The organism is Fulvivirga ulvae (genome assembly GCF_021389975.1).
Classification (GTDB): Bacteria; Bacteroidota; Bacteroidia; order Cytophagales; family Cyclobacteriaceae; genus Fulvivirga; species Fulvivirga ulvae.
Map to the genome: position 1 here is coordinate 1,319,469 of NZ_CP089981.1, position 25,337 is coordinate 1,344,805.

A 25,337-nucleotide genomic window follows, 5' to 3' on the forward strand; every position below is an offset into this window, starting at 1 on the left:
CATCATGGATTTTGAAAGGATCGTTCTGGTGAAGAACAAGACCAGGCTGGAAAAGCTGGTAGAAAGGTTTAACACAAAACCGCAGGCTAAATTTTACATTGAGCATAGTGGTGGTGATTTTGAAGACTATGAGCAGGAGCATAATACCTTTTATAACAGTCTGCTTACGGTACAACGAACGGTAACCAGGCAACTGAAAACCACAGTGCTGGAAAAGGATTTTCTGCCTTCATACATTTTTACGGATACTGATCTCATAGTAGTACTGGGACAGGATGGCCTGGTCGCCAACACAGCTAAATATGTCGGCTCCAATCCTATCCTGGCCATCAACCCTGACCCTGAGAGGAATAGCGGAGTGTTGCTACCTTTTAATGTTGGCAACTATCAGGACGGGTTGGCCCAATCTCTGAGAGGGAATGTCGGGATCAAAAAAGTAACACTGGCAGAGGCCGAGCTTAATGATGGTCAAAAGTTATTGGCTTTTAATGATTTCTTTATCGGCAAAGCCAACCACACATCCGCCCGATACAGGATCACGTTCGGTGACCAAACCGAGACACAATCTTCCAGCGGACTGATTGTATCTACAGGTGCAGGTTCTACGGGTTGGTTGAGTTCGGTTTTTAATGAGTACAATGGCCTGTCCCAATTTTTTGGGACAGGCTCATCCTCTTATTCCTATGAAATGCAATGGGATGATGACCGCCTGTGCTTTATAGTCCGGGAGCCTTACCGAAGCCCAAGCACAAGCTCGAAGTTAGTAGTAGGTGCGGTAAATAAGCAGATCAAGCTAACAATAGAATCACAAATGCCGGAAAATGGAGTGATCTTCAGTGATGGGGTTTTGGAAGATTATCTCGAATTTAATTCGGGACGCAAAGTGAGCATTGGTACAGCTTCAGAAAAGGCGTGTTTGATAAGCAGGTGATTTCAGCCGGCGCAAAACACGGCGATAGATACTTCGCAGGCCCAGTATGACCAGGGAGAAGGTGCCTATGTATTTGCGGCGGAATTACTGGTTTGTTTGGTCTGTAGGTTTTGTGAGGTTTAGCTTTACTAATCCTTGGAGGCTTAGTAAAGCGGGTATTTAATTCTGTCTGTTTTTAGGACTTTGACAATCTTTGCTCCTGATCATAAATATCATTATCCACCCCCGCAGTCTTCCTGACGATAGGAAGGATCTTCCTAAGTAGGTTACTGCTTACTATTCAGCCAGGGGAGGAAACTGTTTTGATACTTCGCAAGGTCGTGACCGGGGATAAGGTGTTCATTGAAATGCTGTGGAATTGCTGATTTGTTAGGTCTGTAGGCTCCGAAGGTTCAGCTTTACTAATCCTTGGAGGCTTAGTAAAGCAGGTGTTTAATTCTGTCTGTTTTTAGGACTTTGACAATCTTTGCTCCTGATCATAAATATCATTATCCACCCCCGCAGTCTTCCTGACGATAGGAAGGATCTATCTAATAGGTTACTGCTTACTATTCAGCTAGAGGAGGAAACTGTTTTGGTACTTCGCAGGCTCAGCATGAACAGGGAGAGGTCTTTATTGAAATGTTGCGGAATTCTGATTTGTTAGGTCTGTAGGCTCCGAAGGTTTAGCTTTACTAATCCTTGGAGGCTTAGTAAAACAGGTGTTAAATTCTGTCTGTTTTTAGGGTTTTGATAATCTGCGCTCCTGGTCATAAATATCATTATCCACCCCCGCAGTCTTCCTGACGATAGGAAGGATCTATCTAATCAGGTTACTACTTACCGTTCAGCCGGTGCAAAAGTTAGATGCTTCGCAGGCTCGGTGTGACCGGGGAGGAGGTGCCTATGTATTTGTCGCGGAGTTCTCTTTGAGTGTCATCCGTTGGAAAGGAAGAAACTTTTTAAGATCAGTTTTTATTACAAAGCTTACCCCGGAAGTACTTTATTGTATTGTTCTGTTTAATAATAAAAAGTGTCATTAGAGGCATCGAAAAGATCAATATGGCTAAGCCTGCTGATCCTTCCATAACCAACAGCAATAACCCTATTAGATTTAACACTATTAAAGGCACAAAAATCAGCCAAAATGATTTTAACTCAAGAGAAACTTTCGCTCCATGCGGGCGCGGAAAAACAAATAATGTCACTCTGTACCAAAATAAAAACCTTGGACTCCGCAGATTAAAATTACCCTCCACATAATTACCTATATAGTGAAGATTGGGATCGTTTATTGACATCCGCCTGAGGCCTTTTAACTGAGTTGTTGTATAATTTTTTGCAAACGGGCGAAACTCGTCATGCTTCAGCATATCACCGGCTTCATATGTAAATCTGATCTTTTCCTTGAGCTTATCTGTATTTTCACCTGTTTCAAAGAAAATTTCTGATCTAAATGTTGTCATTTTTATCCATTGCAGTTAACTGCTTATTTGATAACCAAAAAATTGCTTCTAACTCAAAGGAATCGTTATTCCAAAATAATAAATAGCACCTATTGCTGGTACGAATGGAGTTTAATAACATAATTTCAGCTTCGCTTTTTCTGAGATTATCCAATCCTAACTCCCACGAATCTAGCTCCTCTTTCAAGAAAATGTCTATTCTATATTTTTTGGCATTTTTTAATCTAAAGTCATACAGACTCAAAAGTTCTATTCTACTTTTAATAATTCCTTTTCTAAATACTACCTCTTCCCGAGTGATCGTATCAAGACATCCCTTTACCAGTGGATTATTTTTTATTTTTTTATCTAAAAATCTTTTAACTTCTTCAAAATCGAGCATTGGACTTATTGATTTCTGTTAAATCTAATATACTATTTGAAGGGTCAGATGCCAAAAAACGAACTTTGGCCGAGCTATCCGATGAAGATAATACATGTTTTAATCTATAACCATTAAGAAAGGTGCCTTTAATATCCTCCTCTTGTTTATAAGTAGAGTCACCATTTTGATATGTGTATTGTACTTTATAATATTCAATATCTAACTTGTTTCCTAGCTTCGTCTGCCTGATAATCGATTTTTCCTGAACTGACAAAATCTTCCCCCATACGGCCCGATCATATTTAGAAAGCTGATAACTGTTATACCATAATGGGTAATTATAATAAGCAACCATAGCGACCAGGACCAGTATTGATATTACTAGTCCAATCAATATATGCTTAACATTCCAAATGTGATAAAACCTTACCTTATTTGCCATTCCTTGTTGGTTAATAACTTCAAATATCACGCTCGCATATTAATGTGTCCTTCGTGCTTGGTGTAACTGTATAGGGCGGAGATTCCGGTTAATTACTCGTTTGTTAGATCTGTAGGTTCTGAAGGTTCAGCTTTACTAATCCTTGGAGGCTTAGTAAAGCAGGTGTTAAATTCTGTCTGTTTTTAGGGTTTTGATAATCTGCGCTCCTGGTCATAAATATCATTATCCACCCCCGCAGTCTTCCTGACGATAGGAAGGATCTACCTAAGTAGGTAACTGCTTACTATTCAGCCAGAGGAGGAAACTGTTTTGATACTTCGCAGGCTCAGCATGAACAGGGAGAGGTCTTTATTGTAATGTTGCGGAATTCTGGTTTGTTAGGTCTGTAGGTTCCGAAGGTTCAGCTTTACTAATCCTTGGAGGCTTAGTAAAGCGGGTATTTAATTCTGTCTGTTTTTAGGGTATCCACTCCACAGTCCTTCTGACTGACCTTCAAAATTCCGATTTTGTCAATATCTCCTTAAATTACGTGTCAACACAAGTAGACAACATATGAGTACATCAAAAAAAGTAATTCTTGGGCTATTTACCATTGCTCCTTTAATATTCTTAATGGTTTATTTCGTTCTTTTTTTCACGCTTTTCGTGAATGTTGCTTCTATGGATTTGCATCCTCACGACCTGCCTCCGGATGAAGTTCCGTTATTCCTGCAGTCCTTCGTTCCTATGATGGTCATGATGTTTATAGCGGTAGGATCCGGGTTCATTTTAATGATCTACTACATTGTATTGATCAGCAAAAACCCGTCTTTTGATAGCACACAGCGGATTATGTGGGTGCTCATTGTGGTTTTCACCAGCACCATAGGTCAGATTGCTTATTTTATTGTAGAGGTGTGGCCGGATAAGGCTGAAAACATACCGGCACAACAATAGCCATTATATTCTATTTAGTAATTTTACATTTCTTTTAAACTAACTATAACCCCATCCAATATGTTAAATACCCAACTAAAACGTCTGGCCTGGTACAAGTGCCTGTTCATATTTATTCTTTTTGTTTTTAACACTGCTTGTAAGATGCCCGTAGAAACCGTTGCCCCGCTTACAGTCGAGTCGCCTTCCGGAAATAATATCCTGATGTTTTTTACCAATGAAGAAGGAGAGGTAGGCTATACCGTGGCTCATAGCGGAAAGGTAGTTATTGACAGTTCGTACCTAAGTTTTGATTTTAAGGATATGGACGCAATCAAATCCGGGCTTGAAGTAAGTAACTCATCATCCAAATCAGTTACGGAAACCTGGGAGATGCCCTGGGGGGAGCAAAGGAAGGTGAAGAATAATTTCAATGAACTCACGGTAGACCTGAAAGAGCAGGAAGGCCTGGAGCGTAAGTTGACGGTAATTTTCAGGGTGTATGATGATGGTCTTGGATTCAGGTACCATTTCCCCAACCAGCCGAATATGAAGGAGGTGATCATTACGGATGAAAATACACAGTTTAACCTCACCGGAGACCATATGGTATGGTGGATACCTGGCGACTGGGACATTTACGAACATCTCTATAATGAAACCAAATTCTCTGAAATAGATGCTATCAGCAAACGAAACCATCCGAACCTTGCTCAGACTTACATTCCAGAAAATGCCGTAAACACACCGGTGACTATGAAAACCGATGACGGGCTTTACCTGAGCTTTCATGAAGCCAACCTTACCGACTACTCCGGCATGACTTTAAAGGTGGATACAGAGACTTTAGGTATGGAAAGTGAACTGGTAGGTTCTGAAATTACGGGTTACAAGGTAAAGCGGAATACGCCTTTCAGTACGCCTTGGAGAACAATCCAGATTGCTGACAAGGCCGGTGACCTGATCGAATCGAGGCTTATTGTAAACCTCAACGAACCTAATAAACTGGGTGATGTATCGTGGTTTAAGCCTACAAAATATGTCGGCATCTGGTGGGAGATGCACCTCGGCAAATCTACCTGGGACATGGCCAGCGGCAAACATGGTGCTACTACTGAAAACGCAAAGGCATTTATTGACTTTGCCGCCGCCAATAATATTGGAGCAGTATTAGTTGAAGGCTGGAATACGGGCTGGGAACACTGGATCGGATTTGAAGATCGTGAGGGTGTGTTTGATTTTGTAACACCATATGAAGATTACGACCTGAAAGAAGTGGTAAGGTACGGTAAAGAGAAAGGTGTAGAGATCATCATGCACCATGAAACGTCGGCCGCGCCAAGAACTTACGAGCAGCAGTTGGACACTGCCTACAAATTGATGGAAAACCTGGGTATGCATGCCGTGAAAACGGGCTATGTGGGTAAGATCATCCCTAAAGGAGAGTACCACCATGGTCAGTGGATGGTGAACCATTACAGAAAGGTACTGGAAACGGCTGCAAAGCATAAGGTAGCGGTCAATGCCCACGAACCTATAAAGCCTACGGGCATCAGAAGGACATTGCCTAACGCTATTTCGCGTGAAGGGTTAAGAGGTCAGGAGTTCAATGCCTGGTCAGTTGAAGGAGGAAACCCGCCGTCTCATTTACCAACGGTGGCCTTCACAAGAATGCTGGCAGGCCCGATTGATTACACGCCGGGGATCTTTAACATTAAGCTAAACCCATGGAAGGAAAACAGTCAGGTAAACACAACCCTTGCCCAGCAATTGGCTCTTTATGTGGTGATCTACGGGCCGGTACAAATGGCCGCCGACTTACCGGAAAACTATGAAGGAAATGCTGCCTTTCAGTTCATCCGTGATGTTGGGGTAGACTGGGAAGAGTCTAAGGTGCTGAATGGCGAGGTTGGTGATTATGTAACCATTGCCAGAAGAGAGCGAAATACCCATAAATGGTTTATCGGATCAATCACAGATGAGAACCCCCGTGAGCTGACGGTTGACCTTAGCTTTCTGGATAATGGACAGTCTTACACTGCAACAATCTATGCAGATGCGGCGGATGCTCATTGGGATGATAACCCAACGGCTTATGAAATCACTTCTAAAACGGTAACCAGTAAAGATAAGCTGGACCTTAAACTTGCCCCGGGCGGAGGTGCGGCCATCAGCCTGGTGCCTGTAGCCAAGTAAATAAAATATTTTTCAAGAACGGCCTTACTAAATTTGATATTTGGTAAGGCTTTTTTTGCCATTAAGCAGCTTATACTGGATCAAGCGAAATTTCTGGGGAGCCCCTAACACTTTCACCTCTTTGCTGACAGACAGTTGTTAATAGCAGTCGGCAAAAGCAGTAGACAAAGGCGTATAATATAACAATAAGCTCGGTTCACTGATTTTCAGTAGCAAGTTTCACTTTACTTGTTTTACTCCTCAATCCATTTACTCCACAGGTTTAACGTTTGATCCCTTATACTACACCGTAATCGCGAGGAGGCACGACGAAGTCATCGCCCAATTCGGAGCACTGACCGATTTAGCACCTCGAATTACAGTTCACCATTTACTATTCACCCAATTCACCGATTACCGGTCACTCTTTCACCGATTACCCAAAACCTTTTACTTAACAGCATCTCCATCATCCTCCACTATCACATGGCTTTAAAATTCTCCCAGTCTTTCGGCGTGTCGATATCCTGACTACCTTGTGGGAAGGGGATCAAAAATGTATCTCCATGATTGAGAATTGCTTTTGCCCCCTTTTTGTCATCGATTTTCAATATTTGCTTAAAGTATTGCCTGTCAAACAAAGCCGGCACACCCACCGTGCTTCCATAGGATGAAGCCACCAGGGCGTTTCCTCTGTGGTAGGCATCTATCATTGTTTTCAAAAGCTCTCCTGATACAAAGGGCTGGTCGCAGACCATGATAATAACGGCGTTCAGATCGGGATGCTCTTTATGAATTTCATGCAGGCCAAATTTGATCGAATTGCCCATACCTTTGTTCCAGTCGAGGTTAAAGAGGCTTTTGGTCTTGAGATATTTGATCTCTTCACCTATTTCCTGGTAGTGGGCTCCAAGCACGGTAAGTGTAATATCAGAAACATCCAGTGCCGCCTTCACACTTTTTTGAAGCAAAGATTCACCATTGAACCTCAAAAGCTGCTTTGGGCGGCCCAGCCTGGAGGATGAACCTGCTGCAAGAATAATAACTCCAATTTTACTCACACTTGAAGTTAGTAAATAAATCACTTTATCAACTCCCCCAAATTGGGCTATATTGAGCTCTTCTTCTCGATGACCTGATTGATAAAAACCTGCTTAAATACCTGGTCTTCCTTGCCATCACGGTGATGGATCGGGGCATTTCTGTATTTCAGAAAGCCTCCACTCCTGTTGGTAAACTTGGCCTGGATTTCGGTAATAATAGACAGTGCTATCTCCTCCGGGGTCTCAGCTCCGATATCCAAACCTATTGGGCTATGGATCCGGTGTTTGTCTTCTGGCGTTAATTGAAAGTCCTCTGCTTCAAGAGATTCATACATTTTATCTACGCGCTTTTTAGGGCCCAGTATACCAATATAGTTTACCGGTGTGGGAAGAAGCCTCTTTAGCACTTGCAAGTCATATTCATAGTTATGAGACATCAATACCGCCGCCGAATAGGGTTTTATTTTAATTTCCTCGCTGACATGCTCACGTTTGCAAAGCTTTACCTGGTCAGCCAACGGAAACCGGGCCGGGGCAATATGGGCTATGCATTCGTCCGTAACCGTTACCTCCCACCCCATAACCTTGGCAAGGTCAACCACGGGACGAGCGTCAAACCCTGCTCCAAAGATCAACAGATCTATACAAGGCTCAACAATTTCAAAAAGCACCTCCAACTGTCCATTGGCATATGTTTTTATTTCCGGCTTTCTGTTTTCCTGTACCCATAGCAGGTCCTGACTCATTTGTGTTCTCAAGGCATTGTCGCGGATGTCACCATGAACATCATTGTTGTTATCGATCCATAGCTGTTCTGCGACCCCTGGCGTTCCATGCGTTCTGAAAACTGTCGCTATTACTGACAGATTATCGTAGTTCACAAAGCTTTCAAGTCTTTTAATAGGGTTATCTGCATCATCTTCCCTTATAGCCTGGATCAGCACATCGATAATGCCATTGCAGCCGAGACCTATGCCCAGGGAATCTCCGTCGGCCGTAGTATCATAAGTGATCACCTGAGGTTCGCCGGTTTGCATTACCTCCCTGGCCCTTCTCAATGCATCCCCTTCGAGGCATCCGCCACTGATAGAACCGATCCACCGGCCGTCATTGGTAATCAGCATACGGGCTCCCGGGCTGCGATAAGACGAGCCTCTGACCTTTACCACTGTGGCCAAAGCGGCTTTTTTCTTATCAAAATCTATCTTATGATACTCGGCTATTATGTTTTTTATTTCCTTCATTTACGAACTGACTTCAGATAATTGAACAGGTAACTTACGGATTCGTTTACCTGTGGCCGCAAAAATTGCATTAGCATAAGCCGCACTGATCATGGGCAGGCTCATTTCTCCCAGGCCTTCGGGAGACTCCTTACTTTCTACAAGGTGTACCTCTATTTTCGGTGCGTCCTTCATTCTGATCATTTTATAGGTATCAAAGTTGTCCTGTTGAGCCATGCCATCTGCTATGGTAACCTCTCCAAACATGGCGGCTCCAAGGCCATCCACTATACCTCCTTCTATCTGCGACATGGCACCACTCCGGTTCACCACGATACCACAATCCACCACGGCCAATACGTTCTCAATATGTGGTTCCTTATTGGCGTCCAGTGATAAAGTTACAACTTCTGCCACATAAGCACCAAACATAAAATGCGCTGCAAACCCTTTATAGATGCCAACCTCTTTTTTGTGCCAGTTGGATTTCTCTGCCGCTATTTTAATAACATTTTTAAGTCTTTTGGTGCTGTACGTTGGCCCTCCATGGTCTGCATAGGGCATTTCTTTATCTTCGTTACCCAAAATTTCCAGCCTGAAGTCGACGGGATCTTTCTTTGCCAGATGCGCCATTTCATCAATAAAACTCTGGTCGATAAAGGCAGTTGCGTTATGGCCCGGTGCCCTCCAGGCACCACTAGGCACCACTGTTTTCACAGGCGTGTACTCCATCCGGAAATTAGGCACGAACCCGGCCGGGAATCCATCAGGAAAAACTTCAGTGGTATGTGGTGACTCCTGAGAGCCGCGGAACAGGTTTCTCGATGTTGTTGACGCATTGAGGTACCAGGCTGTAAGTTTATTTGCATTGTCCAGTGCAGCTTTAAGTTTGTACCTGCCTGCAGGCCTGTAATAGTCATACTGTATATCATCTTCCCTGCTCCAAACCACCTGTACGGGCTGCTTTATCTGATGGGAGATGGTAATTGCATCTGCCGCATAATCTGCCATTAGCCTTCGGCCAAAGCCCCCGCCTACCCTCGTCATATTTACTTTAATGTTTTCACGGGGAATGCCGGCAATTCCGGAAGCCAACCGCTGTACGTAACCGGGAACCTGCGTTGGTCCCCATACCTCGCACTCATTTTCCTTTACATCGGCACAGTAGTTCATCGGCTCCATGGGCACATGAGAGAGAAATGGCACCTCGTAGATGGCTTCAATCGCTTTTTCATTTTTGTTAAAAGCTGCGTCTACATCGCCATCATCCCGCAAACCTATCTCCCCTTTTTTGGCAAGGTATGTGTCAAATTTCTCCAGTATGCCGGCACTGCTTTCTGATGCTCCTTCTCCATAATCCCAGGTTACCTTGAGTGCTTTTTTGCCTTTCATAGCCGCCCACGTATTGTCTGCGACCACCGCCACACCTGCTACCCGCTCAACAGGCCCCAGGGCATCTATTTTGATCACGTGCCTTACACCATCAATCTTTTTGGCTTCCGAGTCATCGAAGCTTCCTACCTTACCTCCGTAAACTGGGCATTTCAATATCGTTGCCACCAGCATGCCTTCTTTGCGGGCATCAATACCAAACTCAGCAGTCCCTGTCGCTATTTGCTGATTATCAACTCCTTTTTTGGAGGTGCCGATAATTTTAAAATCCTTAGGGTCTTTCAAGGGCGGTGTTTCCGGAATTTTAAGCTTTGAGGCATCACCGGCCAGTTCCCCATAGGTAAATTGTTTTTTATTTCGCCGGTTCTTTACTACTCCACGCTCGGCATAGCACTCACTTTCGGAAATTTGCCACTTCCCGGCCGCAGTGGCGATGAGCATAGATTTGCCTGCCGCTCCGGCAGTTCTCAAAGTTTGCCAGTTGGTCTTGATGGCCGTACTGCCTCCGGCAAATTGCGCACCAAGCCTGCTGTCAAGACCTGCCTGTATTATCTCTATGCTGTTCCAGTCAACCTCCAGTTCCTCTGCTATGATCATCGGAAGGGACGTTTTAACTCCCTGACCTATTTCAGGATTTTTGGCAAATATGATAATGCTGTTGTCTGACCCTATTTTCAAAAATGCATTGGGTTCAAAATGCGTTAGCGCCTTGTCTCTGGCTCCCGCTGACAAACCAAAGCCCAGGATAAGTCCGGTGCCGGTAATGCCGCTGATCTTAAGGAAATCACGGCGTTTAATTTTCATCAATTCACTCATCTGCCCCTCCTTTCGCGGCTGTATGGATCGCTTTTCTTATACGAAGATATGTGCCGCACCTGCAAATATTCCCAGACATAGCCATATCAATATCCTTATCGGTAGGGTTCGGGTTCCTCTGCAATAGTGCCGCAGCAGACATGATCTGCCCTGTCTGGCAGTAGCCACATTGCGGCACATCGACCTCCTGCCAGGCCAGTTGAAGCGGGTGGTCACCTTTTTCGGATAACCCTTCTATGGTCACAACTTTGCCCTTAACGGCAGACACCGGAAAGCTGCACGAACGGATCGCGTTGCCATCGAGGTGTACAGTACAGGCACCACAAAGTGCCTTGCCGCATCCAAACTTTGTGCCTTTCAGACCCAGGGTATCCCTGAGCACCCATAGCAAAGGCGTATCGGGGCTAACATCGATGTTATAGGTTTGTGCATTGATATTTAAACTGAACTGTGCCATGGGAATTAGTTTTTAGCGGTTTTTTCCATGGGTGCAGGACTCTGCCACAGTATATTGGTGATCATCCACCGGTCACCATATTTGGCAAGATGAAAATAATCCGTACCCCAGTGAGCAGTAAGCTTGCCCACTGCCGTTTTATCCTGAACGTCATAAACTTCAACTACTTTGAGTGCGTCTTTAGGCAACCACCCTTTGGCGTTCCACTTACCGGCCAGATCGACCAGTTCATCAAATGTCATTACGGACTCATCCTTATATGCTGACTGGTCTTTGGGCCTCCAAAAACCTTTTTTTACCAACTCAGGATGTACGCTTCTCTTAATCCTTTCAGGTTGAACCTCATAAATCCCTTCCACATAATCCAGTATTGCCGCCTCCACCTGCTCCTTGTCTGTTTGGGCATCGGCAAAGTTGAAGCCCAAAATAAGGGTCAAAATCAATAGTAATTGTTTAGTTTCCATGTGTTGCTGCTTTTAGGTTATATATTTATTTGTCGTCCTGATCTGTTATTTTATTTATCCCTAACCTCATGTACCTGCTCCTCAGTTATTACCTCACCCTGATTGCCCCAACTGTTCCTGATATAATTAAGCACATCCGCTATCTCCCGGTCGGTCATATCGAACCCGGGCATCACGTTGTTATAAACTACACCATTCACCTTCATTTCGCCTGATGCTCCATTAATGATCTGGCCTATGGAGCGTTCTGCATCCTCCATAAGATAATCAGCATTGGCCAGCGGAGGGAAAGTACCAGGTATACCCTCTCCATTTTGCATATGACAGGTAAGGCAATATGACATGTACAGTTTCTTGCCACGATCCATACTTTGTTTTAAGTCACTGCTCTGGCGCTGTTTATAGGAAAATGAGAATAGAAATAGGGCAAATAAAAAAATGGAAAGCCGTATCAGGGGTTTGAGATACATAGAGCGTTTAGGTAGTTGCTGATATTGCATATACGTAAAATATCCTCTCTATGATGGCAGCATACCCGCTTATTCGATAAACTTCACCTTGTTCAATCTCAATAGCAGGTTTAGTTTGACAAATGCAACATTACTTGTACACTTGTGTTATCAATTTATACCGGTTTCCCTTTTAAATTGAGTTTACTTTAATCATACCTGAAATTGAAATGACCATCTTGTTTTCGTTACTGTTAATATTCGGCCATGCTCAACAAGGCAGCTATGAACTGAATGTTACTGTTGAAAATATCAAAGAACCCAAAGGGCAATTGATTATAGCGATATTCAACTCAAAGGAAAATTTCTTAGAGAAGCCTTTTAAAAGTCAGACGGTTGCTGTTAGCCAGAACTCAAAAAACATAAAATTCACGGATTTACCTCAAGGACATTATTCGGTGTCCATCATTTATGATAAGAATGAAAACGGAGAGTTGGACAAGAATTTTTTCGGGATACCAACAGAGGGCTTCGGTTTCTCTAAAAAGTCTATGGGGGCATTTGGGCCTCCTTCTTACAACGATACCAAAATTAAAGTGGACAGTGATGAGGCCATCACCATCCCTTTAAAGTATATGTAGCAACTATTTTTTGCAGTTTTCAAGCATTTTCTCCACGTCCTTTACATTCACTATGCCGTGGTTTCTTCCCCAACTATTATAAATATATGTGGTAATCTCGGCGATTTCGAGATTAGTGAGTTGAGGTATCGCCGGCATGGGCTGGTTATAAACCACGCCATTCACGGTAATTTCCCCACTTAGCCCATTTTTAATAATGCATGGCACAGTTTGCAGCTTATCGTCCAGATAGTCCGATCCGCTAAGTGGAGGAAAAAGTTTCGCCAGGCCCTGCCCTTCCGACTGATGGCAGCTACTGCAGTGGATCGTATAGAGTTTGCTCCCCGTAACCATATATTGTTCCAGTTTCACATTCTCAGAGTGGCTCATTTCTTTATTCTCGCCACCTTTTCCACTACAGGAAATTATAAATACTGCTAATAGTAATGCTAAGCCTCTAATCATGTTATTTTTCATATTCCTGAAGTAAAACATCAATATCATTAATAAGTCGGTCAACCTGGTCAGGTTTTGTGCCGTCATACAACCCTCGTATCCTTCTTCCCTTGTCCACCAATATAAAAGCACCACTGTGAATATAGCCTCCCGGTTCTGTTGGATCTTCCGAAGCACTCACCATATAGCTGGTTTGTCCTATTTTGTAAATATCATCTTTTTCACCCGTTACAAAGTGCCATTTGCTGCTCTCTACACCCAGTCGATCTGCAAATTCTTTAAGTACTGCCACGGTATCATGCTTGGGGTCTATGGTGTGTGATAGTATCAGTACATCAGACTTGTTTTGAATGGAATCGTAAACCCTGAGCATTTGGGCTTTCATCACGGGGCAAATGGTAGGGCATGAAGTAAAAAAGAAATCCGCCACATAGATTTTGTCTGTGAAAGTCTCAGTGGAAACCCAATTGCTATCCTGATCTACAAACTTAAAATCCGCAATGGTATGATGTATAGTATCAGTACCGTCAATTTCTGTTCTGCCCATAATGGGTAATTTCTTCTTTTCTTTTTGCCCGTTGCATGAAGCAAATACTATGGCCAAAAGAACAACCAGGATATAACTACTTCTGTTTTTCATTTCCTTCTCTTATGTTTTTATAAATTTTTATAGCCAGCATGAGTATAACGGTAAAGCCGACAAGCCCTGCCAGCCCCCAAACCATACTCATAGCATTTTTTAAAACAATAATGAACACGATGCCTACCAGCAAAATAGTCGCCACTTCATTCCATATCCTCAATTGCTGCGAAGAGTATTTATAAACATCATTTTGGAGCTGTTTGTATATGCGGTGACAAATAAAATGATAGACATAAAGCACAAACACAAAGGCCAGCTTGATGTGCATGAACCCTTCTTTCAGGTAGGCGGGTACATGCATCAAAACCCACGTACCAAAGATCAATGTAAGCACAGCCGAAGGCCACGTGATGGCAAACCATAACCTTTTGGTGTTCCTTTTATACTCCTTTACCAAAATAGACCGCTCAGGGTCAGGTCTTTCGGAAGCCTCTGTCTGGTAAATAAATAACCTGACGATATAAAATAACCCGGCGAACCAGGTGGTAACAAATATGATATGGAGGGCTTTAACGTATAAAAATGACATGCTGTTAATTTGCGGCAAAGTTAACCATCAGACACAATTTAAATCGGATCGTAAGGCGAATCTTTATAATTAAGTACCTCTATTTCGTCATCAATCTTTATCACACCATACTCAGTGGCGTAGGCATGCTGCCCAAAAACTATTTTGTTGTCAACCTTCTGCTTTGATAAGGTCAGCAAAGGCTCCCGTCCCTTTTCAGCCGTTACCGGATCCAGGGTAGTCACTACACACCGGATACAAGGCTTTAACCCTTGAAATTTATTCTCTCCGATCTTGAACTGCCCCCAGGTAAACTCCTCGTATGGATTCCCTCCTTCAAAAACGAGATTAGGCCTGAACCTGTCGATCGTGATTTTTTGTTCCAGCTTTCCATTCAGATCTGCCAGTGAGGCCGAGCCAGCCACAAGCAGCGGATAGCCGTCGGCAAAACTTACAATTTCATCATCTTTGGCCCATTCCCTTTTAATCTGTCTACGGGAAGTATCGGGCATGTACACCAGCCGGCAGTCCAGGTCCAGTTTTTCTGCAAGCCAGTCACTCCATTCACTTCTTCCTTCGAGGGCCATGGCACTATCCTCCCAGATGGTTACCTGTACTTCTCTGCCTTCTGTAATTTTCCATGGAAGCGAAAGCGTATCCCCGCTTTCCCGGTGCTTTACCACGAAACCATTGCCTTCAATATGCAAATCAAAAAGCAGCAGCTCATGGCGTTGCCGAATGGTGATAAATTTATCGTTTTCATCAACAAGCATCCACCTGCGGTCGTGCGCCAAACCACGCTGCTCAACTTTAATTTCGTTTATACGTACACCCGGGAAGGATTTTATAGGGTAAATGATGATGTCACTAAGAAACATAGCTATAGGTATATCTTTACTAAAGTGATTATATTTACTAACTTAAGTATAAATATTTTTTCCAGGACGTAACGCGAGAAGTTTAATTGCAATGAGTAGTAACTCAACTTTATGGTACTTTGAGGATGTTGATTTATTTAACCTGATGTGTCCGCACAAGATCAAAACCATCTCTGAAAGACATAGCTTTAACTATTATAAAAAGAACCAGTTTGTCTATTTTCCCGAGGAGCCAGCCAAGAACATCTACATGATAGCGGCTGGCCGGATTAAGATCGGGCACTATACCGAAGAAGGAAAGGAAGTAGTAAAATCGATATTGAGCACGGGTGAAATTTTTGGGGAGCTGGCCCTTGCCGGAGAAGAAAAAAGGGCCGACTTTGCTCAGGCCATGGATGATAACACCACCGTTTGTCCTATCAGTATAGAAGAGATGCAGGCACTAATGGCCGAAAACAAAGAGCTGAGCTTTAAAATCTATAAGCTGATTGGCCTGAGAATAAGAAAGCTTGAAAGAAGGATTGAGTCCCTGGTCTTCAAAGATGCCAGAACACGGATCATAGACTTCTTAAAAGATGCTGCTGCCTGGAAAGGCAAGAAAGTGGGTTTCGAAACTATGATCCCTACAAAACTTACTCATAAGGACATTGCCAACCTGACCGGCACCAGCCGCCAGACCGTGACCACTATTCTAAATGAGCTAAAAGAGAAAAACCTGATCAACTTTGACAGGAGAAAAATACTGATCAGGGATATTGATAAGTTGTGCTAGCACATCATGCAAGATCAGTCCCTTTCAGGTCTTCTGCGCGGTCAATATCCTTTAATGTTTGGGTTTTATCAAAAGTTAATCCCTGATCCTCAATGAGTTTAATAGTATCACTAAGAACCGTCGATGTGCTCCATTGTGATACTTGAAAAACTCCGGAGTAGGGTTTTTTCATTCCTATAAGGTAGTATCCACCATCCTCCGCAGGCCCCAGTACTATGTCGTTTATTTCCAGTTTATTGAAGGCTTGAGCAATAATGTCCGCGGTCAGCCCGTAAATATCTGAACCAATCAGGCAAACCGAGTTGTAGCCCGACACAAAGGCTTCACGAATGGCATTAAACATCCGCTTCCCCAGGTCGTCGCCCTTTTGCAGGTGTTTTTGATAGCGACTGTTTTCCCAGTTATCCTCAGAGTCGATATATTCGGAATAATAGACAGCCTTGTCGCATTCCAGGCCGTCTACAGTCTGGTGGGTATTCGTCAAAAGTTTTAAGTAAACCGCCAGGGCTGCTTCATCACCTATGGTTTTGGCCAGCCGGGTCTTCACTTTTCCTGGTTCAGGATTTTTAACAAAAATGATCAGCAGTCTATTCATAGACTTTAACACCTTCCTTTAACCACTTCGACCAGTTTTCATTATAGGTATGTACACTATCCGTTTCCATACCTTCGTCATTCACTACCTCATGTCCTTTATTCTTCCAGTCAAAAATACCTCCGTAAAGGTTTCTGACATTACTAAAGCCCAGCTCCTCCAATTTCTCCCCGATCTTTTCACTTCTGTAACCCACGGAACAATACACTATAACCGGTGCTTCCTTATTATAACCTTGTACTGCCTCTCCGGAGAAGTTATCATAATCCACAAAAATAGCATTGGGAATATGGCTCACCCGGTATTCCTTCTTTGACCGGGTATCCAGGATCAAAATTTGGCTTTCCTTTTCGGTAAGCTCATTGAGTTCATTAGTATAAATAAAGGGCACGGACTTATCCAGAATGGAGTTTAGCTTCTCATCAAAATCTTTCTGTCCCATACATTGAGTCGAAATTAGTAACACTAAAAAAATATATAGTCTATTCATATACTTCTACTACCTTCTTGTTGGTTGACCTTATATAGTGAATATAAATTTCATATAACATACATGTATACACCAGAATATACTCAATGGTTGTCAAAATCAAATTTTCCTGAAAACCGGTTTCAGAATATCCGACATAGGTAACAAATACCAGGAATGACCACAGAGCAGGAAACCGGAAGGGAGTAAAAACACTCAGCAAAACAACCGTAGCCAAATACCAGGGATGCAGTGTAGTGGTAAGCATGCAATAAATCAATATTACCCAAAGCATTGCCTCCGGTAGCTTCACACGCCTTGGGTTGTGAAGAAGGGCGTAGCCCATGATCAATATAAAGGTTGAAGCTGCCAGGTACTTTCCGAGGATGTGAATGGTATTGTATCCCTTCAAATAAAAGCCTCCTTCCCTCAACAGGTAATAGATGCTGGCATTAAATTCAAATCGCTGAAAATAAAGCGACAGGCTCGATGACATGCCATTGATCAGCTCCTGGTTGATCAACGGTAAAAATAAAATGAGGGTAAAAATGGCCGTAAGCACATAATACACCATCACCTGCTTTCCCCATATCCTTCTGACCAGCAACGGCAGAAAGATTAACGGCAGTAGTTTACTGGCAATAGTGAAGGCAAAGGCCAGAGCAGAAATAATATACCTCCGGGTAAGAAAAAAATAAACAGCCACCAGCAAAAAGAAGATCATAAAGGCTTCAAAGTGAAGGTTTCCGGTCAATTCCAGAATGATCAACGGGTTTAGTGCATATAACAAAACATGCCTTGACGGAAGCTTGTAGTGAAAAAGAATGCGCGTGATCAGCCAGATGCTTCCTATTTCTGCAACTATTATAAATATTCTCATCACAATAGCACTGCCATGCACTGACTCGGGGAAGATAGAGGCTGACACTGAGAAAAAGAACTGTGATACCGGTGGGTAAATGGTAAAGTATTCCGGTGAGTTCAACTGATAAAATAAACTGGAGGTAATCCCCGGAACATCGGGAGACCCGGGCGACATAAAGTAAGTAGGGAGGTACGAGAAAGGATGAATATCATTGTTAATCAACCTGCCATCCCATACAAAACGGTAAATATCATCTGAAAGATTAGGGAACGCCAACAGCAAACTTACCCTTAGAAATATAGCCAATACCACCAGCCAGCGAACCCTCTTGGAGGAGTATGCATAATACCACATGGTAAGGAATGCTGTAAAGAGTAAAGTGTAGCAAGTTAGAAGCAGAAAGGAATCATGCCTTTTAACAACATAGGCAATAAAAATATATAAGAGTAAAGAAAGTACTGATGCCAAATATAAGACAGGACCTGATTTACTCTTAACCATGCTTCAACGGCTTGATGGAATAATAAAACACACTTGCAAAGCCCAAAGTAAGCATCACATGAAAAATGATCAACCCCAAATCGTTAAGATAAATGCCAGCGGCGATACCAAACATAAAATAGAGGCTCAAAAACCCTTCTAATATAGTAAGGAAGTCAATTTTGCGCTTGACGTAGATATTGTCTTTCCACGAATCCGCTTTACTTTTAATGTTAAATTTAGGTGTTCTGATAAAGGGGCTTTTGATTCCCAGCAGCCCTTCAAGCACTGCTATGCCATTATGCAGTGACAACCCCATTGATACAGTAAGAAAAACCGGGAAGGTAGTCAGGTAGTACTTCCCTGTTCCCTTGGGATGGCTCTGCCTGCTTGCTATCCAATAAAAAAAACCAATAGACAAAAAGCCGATCAAAAAGATGCTGCCAAGGTTAAAGATGAAATTAAATGCGGGGTAAGCATCTTTAATAAATAACATTGGAATGCTTAAAACTGAGGCAAGCAGCAGGCATATAAATACCGAGCTATTCAAAAGATGAAAAAAAGCATGCAATTTACCAACCCCGTTAATCGGAGACCTGAATACTTTCCCTAAATTTTTCCGGGCCGTTTCTGCCGCCCCTTTGTTCCAGCGATACTGCTGAGATTTGACAGCTGTCATGATTACAGGTAGCTCTGCCGGTGCTGTATAGTCCTCCAGGTATTTGAATTTCCAACCTTTCATTTGAGCCCTGTAGCTAAGATCCAGGTCTTCGGTTAGCGTATCTGCCGACCAGCCACCAGCATCATAAATGCATTTCTTACGCCACACTCCACCTGTACCATTAAAGTTTATGAAGCTACCGGCATGGTTCCTCCCGGTTTGCTCAATTGAAAAATGTGCATCCAATCCAAAGGCCTGCAGCCTGGTGAGTATGGAATAGTCTTTATTTAAATGCCCCCAACGCGTTTGTACCACACCGGTTGTATTCTCAAAAACAGGCAGCGTTTTACTCAGAAAATCAGGTTGAGGGAGGAAGTCAGCATCAAATACGGCAATAAACTCTCCTTCTGCCATATCCAGGCCATACTGTAGTGCCCCGGCTTTAAAACCTGTTCTCTCTTCTCTGCGAATATGTCTGATGTTCACCCCTTCAGCCTTCCATGTATTGACTTTATCAGCTATAATTTCAACCGTTTCATCGGTAGAATCATCAAGTACCTGGATCTCCAGTTTCTCTTTAGGGTACTCAAACCGGCATACGGCATCAATAAGCCGCTGCACAACATACCGCTCGTTGTACACTGGCAATTGCACTGTCACTTTCGGATATACCTGCAAAGGCTTTACAGCCACATCTTTTTGTTTCTTTGCTTTGAGGTAATGCCAGGTAAGATGCAACTGCCCCAGGCTAAAAAGAAAGATCAGCAGCAGAGATAAACCATAGAGTATGATAACGATATATTCCACCTGTTAAATATACTTAAAGATCGTCCAAATGATTTTATACCCTGCCATAATAGTGCCTTTGACCGTACCGGAAACTTTTGAAAAGCCTATCCTTCTTCTATAGTTAACCGGTACTTCCACACATCTCAACTTCTGTTTGGCTGCTTTTAGTTGCATTTCCACAGTCCAGCCATAATTCTTGTCCTTCATCTTTAAAGCCATCAGCTTATCATAACTGATAGCCCTGAAAGGCCCGAGGTCAGTGAAGCGTACTCCATAGAACAACCTCAATAATGAAGTGGCCAGCCAGTTGCCAAATACCTGCTGCGGAGTCATAGCCCCACGCTCCCTGTGCCCTAAAGCCCTGGAACCAATCACCAGATCAGCCTGGTTATCAATTATGGGTTTTACAACCTCATACATTTCATGGGGATAGTCAGAATAATCAGCATCAAGAAAAACTACAACGTCTGTATTCCCTTGATTAGTTACATAATCAATACCCTTTAAACAAGCTCGTCCATAGCCTTTGGTTGGTTCCTTAAGCACCGTAGCACCGGCATTTTTCGCTACCTTTTCTGTTTCGTCCGTAGACGCGTTATTAACGACAATTACCTCCTCTACAAGATCTTGGGGGATTTCATTAATCACATTGCCAACGCCATTCTGCTCGTTAAAAGCAGGGATGATCACCCGTATAACTGGTTTCATTTTATCTAAAAATCAAATGCAAAAGTACGGGAAATATGATGCGGGCAAAGTCAGGTTAGTGACAATATTGAAGTCTTTCGATAAAGCACAAAAAAAGACATGACAGCAACAGTGCCATCATGTCTTTAGTATTCGTTTATTAAAATCTTAATATGCCCTTGCAAAAAGCACTCTTCTGCCGGAAGGCTTGCCAGAGTAAACGCATTTGCCCGACTCTTCAGGGGCACCCACAGGTATGCAACGGATAGTCGCTTTGGTTTCTTCCTTAATTTTCTCTTCTGTCTCGGGAGTTCCATCCCAATGGGCCAAAACAAAGCCACCTTTTCCATCAAGGACTGACTTAAACTCCTCGTAGGTATCAACTTTGGTAGTGTTGCTTTCCCTATAATCAAACGCTTTTTTGTAAATATTCTCCTGAATATCCTCCAGTAGGTCCTGCACCTTTTTCACCACACCATCAACAGCTACTACTTCCTTCTCCTTGGTATCGCGACGTGCTACTTCAATGGTACCATTTTCCAAATCACGAGGCCCTATTGCCATTCTTACAGGCACCCCCTTCAATTCATACTCCGCAAACTTCCAGCCTGGAGAATTGGTATCTCTTGTATCAAATTTAACACTGATATTCAAAGCCTTCAATTCAGCCTGAATTTTATCAACCACTTCGGTGATGGCATTAAGCTGCTCCTCATTCTTAAAAATAGGCACAATTACTACCTGGATTGGCGCCAGTTTCGGAGGTAATACGAGACCGTCATCATCAGAGTGCGCCATGATCAGTGCTCCCATCAACCTTGTGCTTACTCCCCATGAAGTTCCCCAAACCAAGTCAAGTTTACCTTCTTTGTCTGCAAATTTTACATCAAAAGCCCTGGCGAAATTCTGGCCAAGGAAATGAGATGTACCAGCCTGGAGAGCCTTGCCATCCTGCATAAGGGCCTCGATACAATAGGTATCAATAGCACCCGGGAAGCGCTCACTTTCGGTCTTCACACCTTTATATACAGGCATAGCCATATGCTTTTCTGCAAACTCTGCATATACATTCAGCATTTGTACGGTTTCATCTATAGCCTCTTGCTTTGTAGCATGAGCAGTATGGCCCTCTTGCCACAGAAATTCAGCAGTTCTTAAAAACAAACGCGTCCTCATTTCCCAACGCACCACATTGGCCCATTGGTTGATTAACAATGGCAAGTCGCGGTAAGATTGGATCCAGTTTTTGTAAGTATTCCAGATCACTGTTTCTGAAGTAGGCCTTACAATCAGTTCCTCCTCCAGTTTTGCATCCGGATCTACCACCACGCCGCTGCCATCTTCTGCATTTTTTAATCTGTAATGCGTTACGACGGCACACTCTTTGGCAAATCCTTCGACATGGTCAGCTTCTTTACTCAAATAAGATTTGGGTACAAAAAGAGGGAAGTAAGCATTGGAATGACCTGTGTCTTTAAACATTTTGTCAAGCGCAGCTTGCATTTTCTCCCAGATACTAAAACCATACGGCTTAATGACCATACAGCCTCTCACAGCCGAATGCTCCGCCAAATCGGCTTTTTTTACTAATTCGTTGTACCATTGAGAATAATCTTCACTTCTTTTTGGTAATCCTTTACCCATAGCAGTTTTTGGTATAAAATTTGATGTAAATAGCTTGAAATAACTTTATTCCGGCAAATATAAGGATATTATTATCTTAAAATATATCCGTTTTTTGGAATTGTCGTTTAATAAAGTATGTTTATAACCCAAAACAGGTATGCCATGAATATTCACATCAAACAATTATCCGCTTTTTTAGGTGCATCGATATTTGCGCTGGGTAGTTCATTCGCCCAGGACAAAGAATACGATGACCTTTATTTCATGCCCAGCGACCGCAATACAGTGAAGAAGGTCAAAGTGGAAGATAAGGTAGTACAAGATGCCAATCAGGTACAACAACTTACCAATAACCCTCAGGAAAACTTCTCTTCTAAAACTGTAAACCCGGAATACATCGCCCGTTATCAGGCAAAATCGCAGGAAGATTACTCAAGCGACAGTGAATATTCGGGAGATGAATATTACAACGATGATTATAATAATGACTACTCCGTAGTCAACGATTATCAGCAGGATGCAGATGTCGTAGTAAGAGATCGATATGGCAATACCACTTACTTTAGAAATTCATCAGATGTTTACTGGAGCGATCCTTCATATTATAGAGGTACTGCTTTTGATCCATTCTATAGCCCTTATATGTACGGACGTTACGGATACGGGCATGGCTACAGGCCTTTCAGATCCGGCTGGTCTGTTTCATTCGGTTTTGGCAATACCTGGGGATGGAGAAATGGCTGGTACTCAGGAGTCTCGGTAGGATACGGCTGGGGCTGGGGTAATGGATGGGGAGGTTATTATGATCCTTTCTACTCTTTTTATGATCCTTTCTGCTCACCATACTATTATGGTTCTTATTACGGCTATGGCTATCCTTACAGAAACAATTATGTGGTAATCAATAACTACGAGACAAGAAGCAACAGAACGGTAAAAAGAGGACCAAGTACTTCAAGAAGTGGTGATTTAGTCGGTAATGGAAGAACAGGTAGAACCACTACTAATAATTCTGGTGGAGACATATCAAATGGCAGAACAAGCCGTGTGGCAACCGAAGCAACGTCAAGGGATTATTCCAATACCCAAAGCAGATACTACAGGAGATCAAGGGAAGCTGTTTCAGGTTCTTCTAATGACAATGCGTCAAACGGCAGAACCTACAATAGCAGAACAAGGTCTACTTCCAATTACTCTACTGAGTCCAGAAGCACAAGCCGTAGCAGATCATCATCTTACGACAGGTCTTCCGGAAACAATAATTCAAATTACAACAGTGGATCAAGGTCCAATAGCAGGTCTTCATCAGGCTACAGTACTCCCAGCAGATCAAGATCTAACAGTAGTGGTTATTCTCCAAGCAGATCCAATAGCAGAAGCTCCGGGTACTCTTCAGGCTCAGGAAGCAACAGCAGAAGTAGCGGATCTTACTCTTCAGGAAGTAGCTCAAGAAGCTCTGGCTCTACCGGAAGGTCAAGCAGTGGCGGAAGCAGCAGATCAAGAAGAGGTGGTAACTAATTTGTAAAAACTCAAAGATCCTTATTTCATGAACCGATTAATTAAGCTTATTTCAATAGGCCTGCTACAGCTTTGCCTCTTGGTAACCGCTAAGGCACAGGATGCAGGAGACTTCTCCGCCACTGCTCTGGACATGAGTAGAACTTACCTGGGCGGATCAGCCAGAATCCAGGGCTTGGGCGGAGCACAAACTTCATTAGGGGGAGACATCAGTTCTGCCTCCTCTAACCCGGCAGGACTGGGTTTTTTTAACAGGTCAGAATTTTCATTTAGCCCTACCCTCAATGTTATCAGCTCATCCTCCGACTATCTTGGCACCAATGTTAATGACTCAAAGCTTAACCTGAATTTTGCCAATCTCGGTGTGGTACTCAATAAAACCAAAGGCGATTTGGTAGAAAGCAAATGGAGAGGCGGATCATTCGGACTGAGCCTTAACAGGATCGCTGACTTTCAAAACAGGGTAACTTATGAAGGGGATTCTTATAATCCGGTCGATTCAAATGGAGATATAGTCCTGGATGCCAATTCTCCTAAAGACTTTATAGAATATGCCGTATTAAGCGCAGGTATAGATGGCAGTGGCAACCTTACCTACAACGGCAATAGCTTTGTAGAACTTGCTTATGAAACTTATCTAATCGATGTATTTCCTGTAAGTCCTACAGAATCAATCGTAGACAGGGATATCTATGCTACGGATGAAAATGGCTCTCTGCTCACAGATAACAATGGCGACCCCATCTATGTACCCGCATTTCCTGAAGAGAATTTCCCTACCCGACAAAGAGAAACTATTAACTCAAAAGGCGGAATTTATCAAACATCCATTTCCTATGGTGGAAATTATAATGACCGCGTATATTTTGGCGCAGGTATAGGCATACTATCTGTTGACAGAGATGTGGAAAGAATATATACGGAAGAACCTACCCAGGCAACGTTAAGAAGGCTTACTCTTATAGACAATTATAACATTAGTGGTATTGGTATCAATGCTACTTTTGGAGTTATCGCACGGCCTGTAGCCCCAATATTGCTGGGCTTATCATACACCACTCCTAGTTACTATGGCATGGAACAAACTCAGGAAACAATACTACAGGCGGATTATACAAGCTCTACAGATTACAGGGATGCCTATCATGACTGGACGATCACCTACACTCCCTTTAACTATAACATCTCAACCCCATCAAGAGTAAGCGGTGGTATTACCTACTTCATCGGGAAAAACGGATTTATTACCGGAGATGTGGAAAGGGTTAATTATTCACAGGCCAAATTAAGCAATGGGGACGATGGCTATACATTTTCAGACAGTAATCAGGGTATAGATCAATATGAAGCCGTTTATAATTACAGAGCAGGGGCAGAATATCGTTTTGACATGTTCAGGGTAAGGGCAGGATTCAACTACCTTGGAGACCCAACGGATGACGGCGTTGATAATAGCGAAAGCAAAGTTTCCGTTGGAGCTGGCATAAGAACCAAAGACTTTTTTGTAGACCTTGGACTGATAAACAGTCTTGGAAGAAACTCTACCATTATGCCATACCCCGGAGCAGCGGTAGCCGAAGTTGAAAATACTAACACCACTGCTACCATTTCAGTAGGATTCTTTTTCTAAAAGGATATTAATAAATCACAGGTT

26 protein-coding genes are annotated in these 25,337 nt (G+C 43.0%); 7 read left to right on the plus strand and 19 right to left on the minus strand.

All coding sequences use genetic code 11. From position 1 onward, the window contains the following. Positions 1 to 4: 4 nt before the first annotated feature. On the plus strand, positions 5 to 931 hold the full coding sequence (locus LVD17_RS05520) for a diacylglycerol kinase catalytic domain-containing protein (RefSeq protein ID WP_233765301.1): 927 nt from the start codon (positions 5 to 7) through the stop codon (positions 929 to 931). 947 nt (positions 932 to 1,878) lie between these two features. On the opposite strand, the gene LVD17_RS05525 is transcribed toward LVD17_RS05520, so the two are convergent. Genes LVD17_RS05525 through LVD17_RS05535 form a run of 3 tightly spaced genes read right to left on the minus strand, consistent with a single transcriptional unit; the run spans position 1,879 to position 3,182 of the window. Continuing rightward, a complete protein-coding gene (locus LVD17_RS05525) occupies positions 1,879 to 2,376 on the minus strand; it encodes a hypothetical protein (RefSeq protein WP_233765303.1) in 498 nt (165 codons plus the stop codon). Beyond that, positions 2,363 to 2,758: a hypothetical protein gene (locus tag LVD17_RS05530; protein WP_233765305.1), complete on the minus strand. Its 396-nt coding sequence runs from the start codon at positions 2,756 to 2,758 to the stop codon at positions 2,363 to 2,365. Before LVD17_RS05530 ends, LVD17_RS05525 begins: the two co-directional genes overlap by 14 nt. After that, positions 2,745 to 3,182: a DUF3592 domain-containing protein gene (locus LVD17_RS05535; RefSeq protein ID WP_233765306.1), complete on the minus strand. Its 438-nt coding sequence runs from the start codon at positions 3,180 to 3,182 to the stop codon at positions 2,745 to 2,747. Before LVD17_RS05535 ends, LVD17_RS05530 begins: the two co-directional genes overlap by 14 nt. Before the next feature lie 552 nt (positions 3,183 to 3,734). Between LVD17_RS05535 and LVD17_RS05540 the strand changes: the two genes are divergently transcribed. Together LVD17_RS05540 and LVD17_RS05545 are read left to right on the plus strand one after the other, a co-directional pair. Beyond that, complete coding sequence (locus LVD17_RS05540) at positions 3,735 to 4,118, plus strand: PLDc N-terminal domain-containing protein (protein WP_233765308.1); 384 nt, start codon at positions 3,735 to 3,737, stop codon at positions 4,116 to 4,118. Between the two features lie 144 nt (positions 4,119 to 4,262). Beyond that, positions 4,263 to 6,293, plus strand: a complete 2,031-nt coding sequence (locus LVD17_RS05545; RefSeq protein ID WP_233765310.1) for a glycoside hydrolase family 97 protein — start codon at positions 4,263 to 4,265, stop codon at positions 6,291 to 6,293. A 461-nt stretch (positions 6,294 to 6,754) separates the two neighbouring features. On the opposite strand, the gene LVD17_RS05550 is transcribed toward LVD17_RS05545, so the two are convergent. Genes LVD17_RS05550 through LVD17_RS05575 form a run of 6 tightly spaced genes read right to left on the minus strand, consistent with a single transcriptional unit; the run spans position 6,755 to position 12,035 of the window. After that, positions 6,755 to 7,333, minus strand: coding sequence for a nucleotidyltransferase family protein (locus LVD17_RS05550; RefSeq protein WP_233765311.1), 579 nt, complete (start codon positions 7,331 to 7,333; stop codon positions 6,755 to 6,757). A 47-nt stretch (positions 7,334 to 7,380) separates the two neighbouring features. Next, positions 7,381 to 8,559 (minus strand): XdhC family protein, encoded by a 1,179-nt coding sequence (locus LVD17_RS05555; RefSeq protein ID WP_233765312.1) that lies wholly within the window; start codon positions 8,557 to 8,559, stop codon positions 7,381 to 7,383. Continuing rightward, positions 8,560 to 10,734 carry a xanthine dehydrogenase family protein molybdopterin-binding subunit gene (locus LVD17_RS05560; protein ID WP_233765313.1) on the minus strand — a complete coding sequence of 725 codons (2,175 nt, stop codon included), beginning with the start codon at positions 10,732 to 10,734 and terminating at the stop codon, positions 8,560 to 8,562. It lies immediately after the preceding gene. Between the two features lie 4 nt (positions 10,735 to 10,738). Further along, entirely contained in the window at positions 10,739 to 11,203 is a 465-nt protein-coding gene (locus LVD17_RS05565) for a (2Fe-2S)-binding protein (protein WP_233765314.1), read from the minus strand. A gap of 5 nt (positions 11,204 to 11,208) precedes the next feature. Continuing rightward, a complete protein-coding gene (locus LVD17_RS05570) occupies positions 11,209 to 11,667 on the minus strand; it encodes a nuclear transport factor 2 family protein (protein ID WP_233765315.1) in 459 nt (152 codons plus the stop codon). A gap of 50 nt (positions 11,668 to 11,717) precedes the next feature. Continuing rightward, entirely contained in the window at positions 11,718 to 12,035 is a 318-nt protein-coding gene (locus LVD17_RS05575; protein ID WP_233765316.1) for a c-type cytochrome, read from the minus strand. Between the two features lie 311 nt (positions 12,036 to 12,346). Here LVD17_RS05575 and LVD17_RS05580 point away from each other — a divergent pair, with 311 nt between their 5' ends. Further along, complete coding sequence (locus tag LVD17_RS05580) at positions 12,347 to 12,757, plus strand: DUF2141 domain-containing protein (RefSeq protein WP_233765317.1); 411 nt, start codon at positions 12,347 to 12,349, stop codon at positions 12,755 to 12,757. 3 nt (positions 12,758 to 12,760) lie between these two features. On the opposite strand, the gene LVD17_RS05585 is transcribed toward LVD17_RS05580, so the two are convergent. From LVD17_RS05585 to LVD17_RS05600, 4 genes are read right to left on the minus strand one after another with little or no spacing between them, the layout of a single operon-like run. Next, complete coding sequence (locus tag LVD17_RS05585) at positions 12,761 to 13,213, minus strand: c-type cytochrome (protein WP_233765319.1); 453 nt, start codon at positions 13,211 to 13,213, stop codon at positions 12,761 to 12,763. Continuing rightward, positions 13,203 to 13,832: an SCO family protein gene (locus LVD17_RS05590; protein ID WP_233765320.1), complete on the minus strand. Its 630-nt coding sequence runs from the start codon at positions 13,830 to 13,832 to the stop codon at positions 13,203 to 13,205. The genes LVD17_RS05585 and LVD17_RS05590 overlap by 11 nt, the downstream gene beginning before the upstream one ends. Next, a complete protein-coding gene (locus tag LVD17_RS05595) occupies positions 13,816 to 14,364 on the minus strand; it encodes a CopD family protein (protein WP_233765321.1) in 549 nt (182 codons plus the stop codon). The genes LVD17_RS05590 and LVD17_RS05595 overlap by 17 nt, the downstream gene beginning before the upstream one ends. 38 nt (positions 14,365 to 14,402) lie before the next feature. Beyond that, complete coding sequence (locus tag LVD17_RS05600; RefSeq protein ID WP_233765322.1) at positions 14,403 to 15,221, minus strand: MOSC domain-containing protein; 819 nt, start codon at positions 15,219 to 15,221, stop codon at positions 14,403 to 14,405. Positions 15,222 to 15,312: 91 nt separating this feature from the next. Here LVD17_RS05600 and LVD17_RS05605 point away from each other — a divergent pair, with 91 nt between their 5' ends. After that, entirely contained in the window at positions 15,313 to 15,993 is a 681-nt protein-coding gene (locus LVD17_RS05605) for a Crp/Fnr family transcriptional regulator (protein WP_233765323.1), read from the plus strand. A gap of 4 nt (positions 15,994 to 15,997) precedes the next feature. Here LVD17_RS05605 and LVD17_RS05610 read toward each other — a convergent pair whose 3' ends face one another. The 6 genes from LVD17_RS05610 to proS all read right to left on the minus strand — a co-directional run bounded on the left by LVD17_RS05610 (position 15,998) and on the right by proS (position 22,183). After that, on the minus strand, positions 15,998 to 16,588 hold the full coding sequence (locus tag LVD17_RS05610; protein WP_233765324.1) for a TIGR04282 family arsenosugar biosynthesis glycosyltransferase: 591 nt from the start codon (positions 16,586 to 16,588) through the stop codon (positions 15,998 to 16,000). Further along, positions 16,581 to 17,030 (minus strand): rhodanese-like domain-containing protein, encoded by a 450-nt coding sequence (locus LVD17_RS05615; RefSeq protein WP_233765325.1) that lies wholly within the window; start codon positions 17,028 to 17,030, stop codon positions 16,581 to 16,583. The genes LVD17_RS05610 and LVD17_RS05615 overlap by 8 nt, the downstream gene beginning before the upstream one ends. 40 nt (positions 17,031 to 17,070) lie before the next feature. Continuing rightward, positions 17,071 to 18,423, minus strand: coding sequence for an MptA/MptB family glycosyltransferase (locus LVD17_RS05620; protein ID WP_233765326.1), 1,353 nt, complete (start codon positions 18,421 to 18,423; stop codon positions 17,071 to 17,073). Continuing rightward, positions 18,416 to 19,870 (minus strand): cellulose synthase family protein, encoded by a 1,455-nt coding sequence (locus tag LVD17_RS05625; RefSeq protein ID WP_233765328.1) that lies wholly within the window; start codon positions 19,868 to 19,870, stop codon positions 18,416 to 18,418. The genes LVD17_RS05620 and LVD17_RS05625 overlap by 8 nt, the downstream gene beginning before the upstream one ends. A gap of 3 nt (positions 19,871 to 19,873) precedes the next feature. After that, the gene (locus LVD17_RS05630; RefSeq protein WP_233765330.1) at positions 19,874 to 20,560 is read right to left on the minus strand and encodes a glycosyltransferase family 2 protein; all 687 of its coding nucleotides are present in this window, start codon (positions 20,558 to 20,560) and stop codon (positions 19,874 to 19,876) included. Between the two features lie 147 nt (positions 20,561 to 20,707). After that, positions 20,708 to 22,183, minus strand: coding sequence for a proline--tRNA ligase (gene proS / locus LVD17_RS05635; RefSeq protein ID WP_233765332.1), 1,476 nt, complete (start codon positions 22,181 to 22,183; stop codon positions 20,708 to 20,710). Positions 22,184 to 22,327: 144 nt separating this feature from the next. On the opposite strand from proS, the gene LVD17_RS05640 reads away from it, so the two are divergent. Beyond that, positions 22,328 to 23,683 carry a hypothetical protein gene (locus LVD17_RS05640; RefSeq protein ID WP_233765333.1) on the plus strand — a complete coding sequence of 452 codons (1,356 nt, stop codon included), beginning with the start codon at positions 22,328 to 22,330 and terminating at the stop codon, positions 23,681 to 23,683. Positions 23,684 to 23,711: 28 nt separating this feature from the next. Next, positions 23,712 to 25,313, plus strand: a complete 1,602-nt coding sequence (locus tag LVD17_RS05645; RefSeq protein WP_233765334.1) for an OmpP1/FadL family transporter — start codon at positions 23,712 to 23,714, stop codon at positions 25,311 to 25,313. Positions 25,314 to 25,337: the final 24 nt, after the last annotated feature.

What these genes read in the sequence shown, in the direction of transcription:
- proS (WP_233765332.1), bottom strand. Translation starts at nt 22,183, where the DNA reads ATGGGTAAAGGATTACCAAAAAGAAGTGAAGATTATTCTCAATGGTAC.
- LVD17_RS05525 (WP_233765303.1), bottom strand. Translation starts at nt 2,376, where the DNA reads ATGACAACATTTAGATCAGAAATTTTCTTTGAAACAGGTGAAAATACA.
- LVD17_RS05595 (WP_233765321.1), bottom strand. Translation starts at nt 14,364, where the DNA reads ATGTCATTTTTATACGTTAAAGCCCTCCATATCATATTTGTTACCACC.
- LVD17_RS05560 (WP_233765313.1), bottom strand. Translation starts at nt 10,734, where the DNA reads ATGAAAATTAAACGCCGTGATTTCCTTAAGATCAGCGGCATTACCGGC.
- LVD17_RS05575 (WP_233765316.1), bottom strand. Translation starts at nt 12,035, where the DNA reads ATGGATCGTGGCAAGAAACTGTACATGTCATATTGCCTTACCTGTCAT.
- LVD17_RS05590 (WP_233765320.1), bottom strand. Translation starts at nt 13,832, where the DNA reads ATGAAAAACAGAAGTAGTTATATCCTGGTTGTTCTTTTGGCCATAGTA.
- LVD17_RS05610 (WP_233765324.1), bottom strand. Translation starts at nt 16,588, where the DNA reads ATGAATAGACTGCTGATCATTTTTGTTAAAAATCCTGAACCAGGAAAA.
- LVD17_RS05615 (WP_233765325.1), bottom strand. Translation starts at nt 17,030, where the DNA reads ATGGGACAGAAAGATTTTGATGAGAAGCTAAACTCCATTCTGGATAAG.
- LVD17_RS05540 (WP_233765308.1), top strand. Translation starts at nt 3,735, where the DNA reads ATGAGTACATCAAAAAAAGTAATTCTTGGGCTATTTACCATTGCTCCT.
- LVD17_RS05520 (WP_233765301.1), top strand. Translation starts at nt 5, where the DNA reads ATGGATTTTGAAAGGATCGTTCTGGTGAAGAACAAGACCAGGCTGGAA.
- LVD17_RS05640 (WP_233765333.1), top strand. Translation starts at nt 22,328, where the DNA reads ATGAATATTCACATCAAACAATTATCCGCTTTTTTAGGTGCATCGATA.
- LVD17_RS05605 (WP_233765323.1), top strand. Translation starts at nt 15,313, where the DNA reads ATGAGTAGTAACTCAACTTTATGGTACTTTGAGGATGTTGATTTATTT.
- LVD17_RS05645 (WP_233765334.1), top strand. Translation starts at nt 23,712, where the DNA reads ATGAACCGATTAATTAAGCTTATTTCAATAGGCCTGCTACAGCTTTGC.
- LVD17_RS05585 (WP_233765319.1), bottom strand. Translation starts at nt 13,213, where the DNA reads ATGAAAAATAACATGATTAGAGGCTTAGCATTACTATTAGCAGTATTT.
- LVD17_RS05620 (WP_233765326.1), bottom strand. Translation starts at nt 18,423, where the DNA reads ATGGTTAAGAGTAAATCAGGTCCTGTCTTATATTTGGCATCAGTACTT.
- LVD17_RS05565 (WP_233765314.1), bottom strand. Translation starts at nt 11,203, where the DNA reads ATGGCACAGTTCAGTTTAAATATCAATGCACAAACCTATAACATCGAT.
- LVD17_RS05535 (WP_233765306.1), bottom strand. Translation starts at nt 3,182, where the DNA reads ATGGCAAATAAGGTAAGGTTTTATCACATTTGGAATGTTAAGCATATA.
- LVD17_RS05630 (WP_233765330.1), bottom strand. Translation starts at nt 20,560, where the DNA reads ATGAAACCAGTTATACGGGTGATCATCCCTGCTTTTAACGAGCAGAAT.
- LVD17_RS05580 (WP_233765317.1), top strand. Translation starts at nt 12,347, where the DNA reads ATGACCATCTTGTTTTCGTTACTGTTAATATTCGGCCATGCTCAACAA.
- LVD17_RS05555 (WP_233765312.1), bottom strand. Translation starts at nt 8,559, where the DNA reads ATGAAGGAAATAAAAAACATAATAGCCGAGTATCATAAGATAGATTTT.
- LVD17_RS05600 (WP_233765322.1), bottom strand. Translation starts at nt 15,221, where the DNA reads ATGTTTCTTAGTGACATCATCATTTACCCTATAAAATCCTTCCCGGGT.
- LVD17_RS05530 (WP_233765305.1), bottom strand. Translation starts at nt 2,758, where the DNA reads ATGCTCGATTTTGAAGAAGTTAAAAGATTTTTAGATAAAAAAATAAAA.
- LVD17_RS05570 (WP_233765315.1), bottom strand. Translation starts at nt 11,667, where the DNA reads ATGGAAACTAAACAATTACTATTGATTTTGACCCTTATTTTGGGCTTC.
- LVD17_RS05545 (WP_233765310.1), top strand. Translation starts at nt 4,263, where the DNA reads ATGCCCGTAGAAACCGTTGCCCCGCTTACAGTCGAGTCGCCTTCCGGA.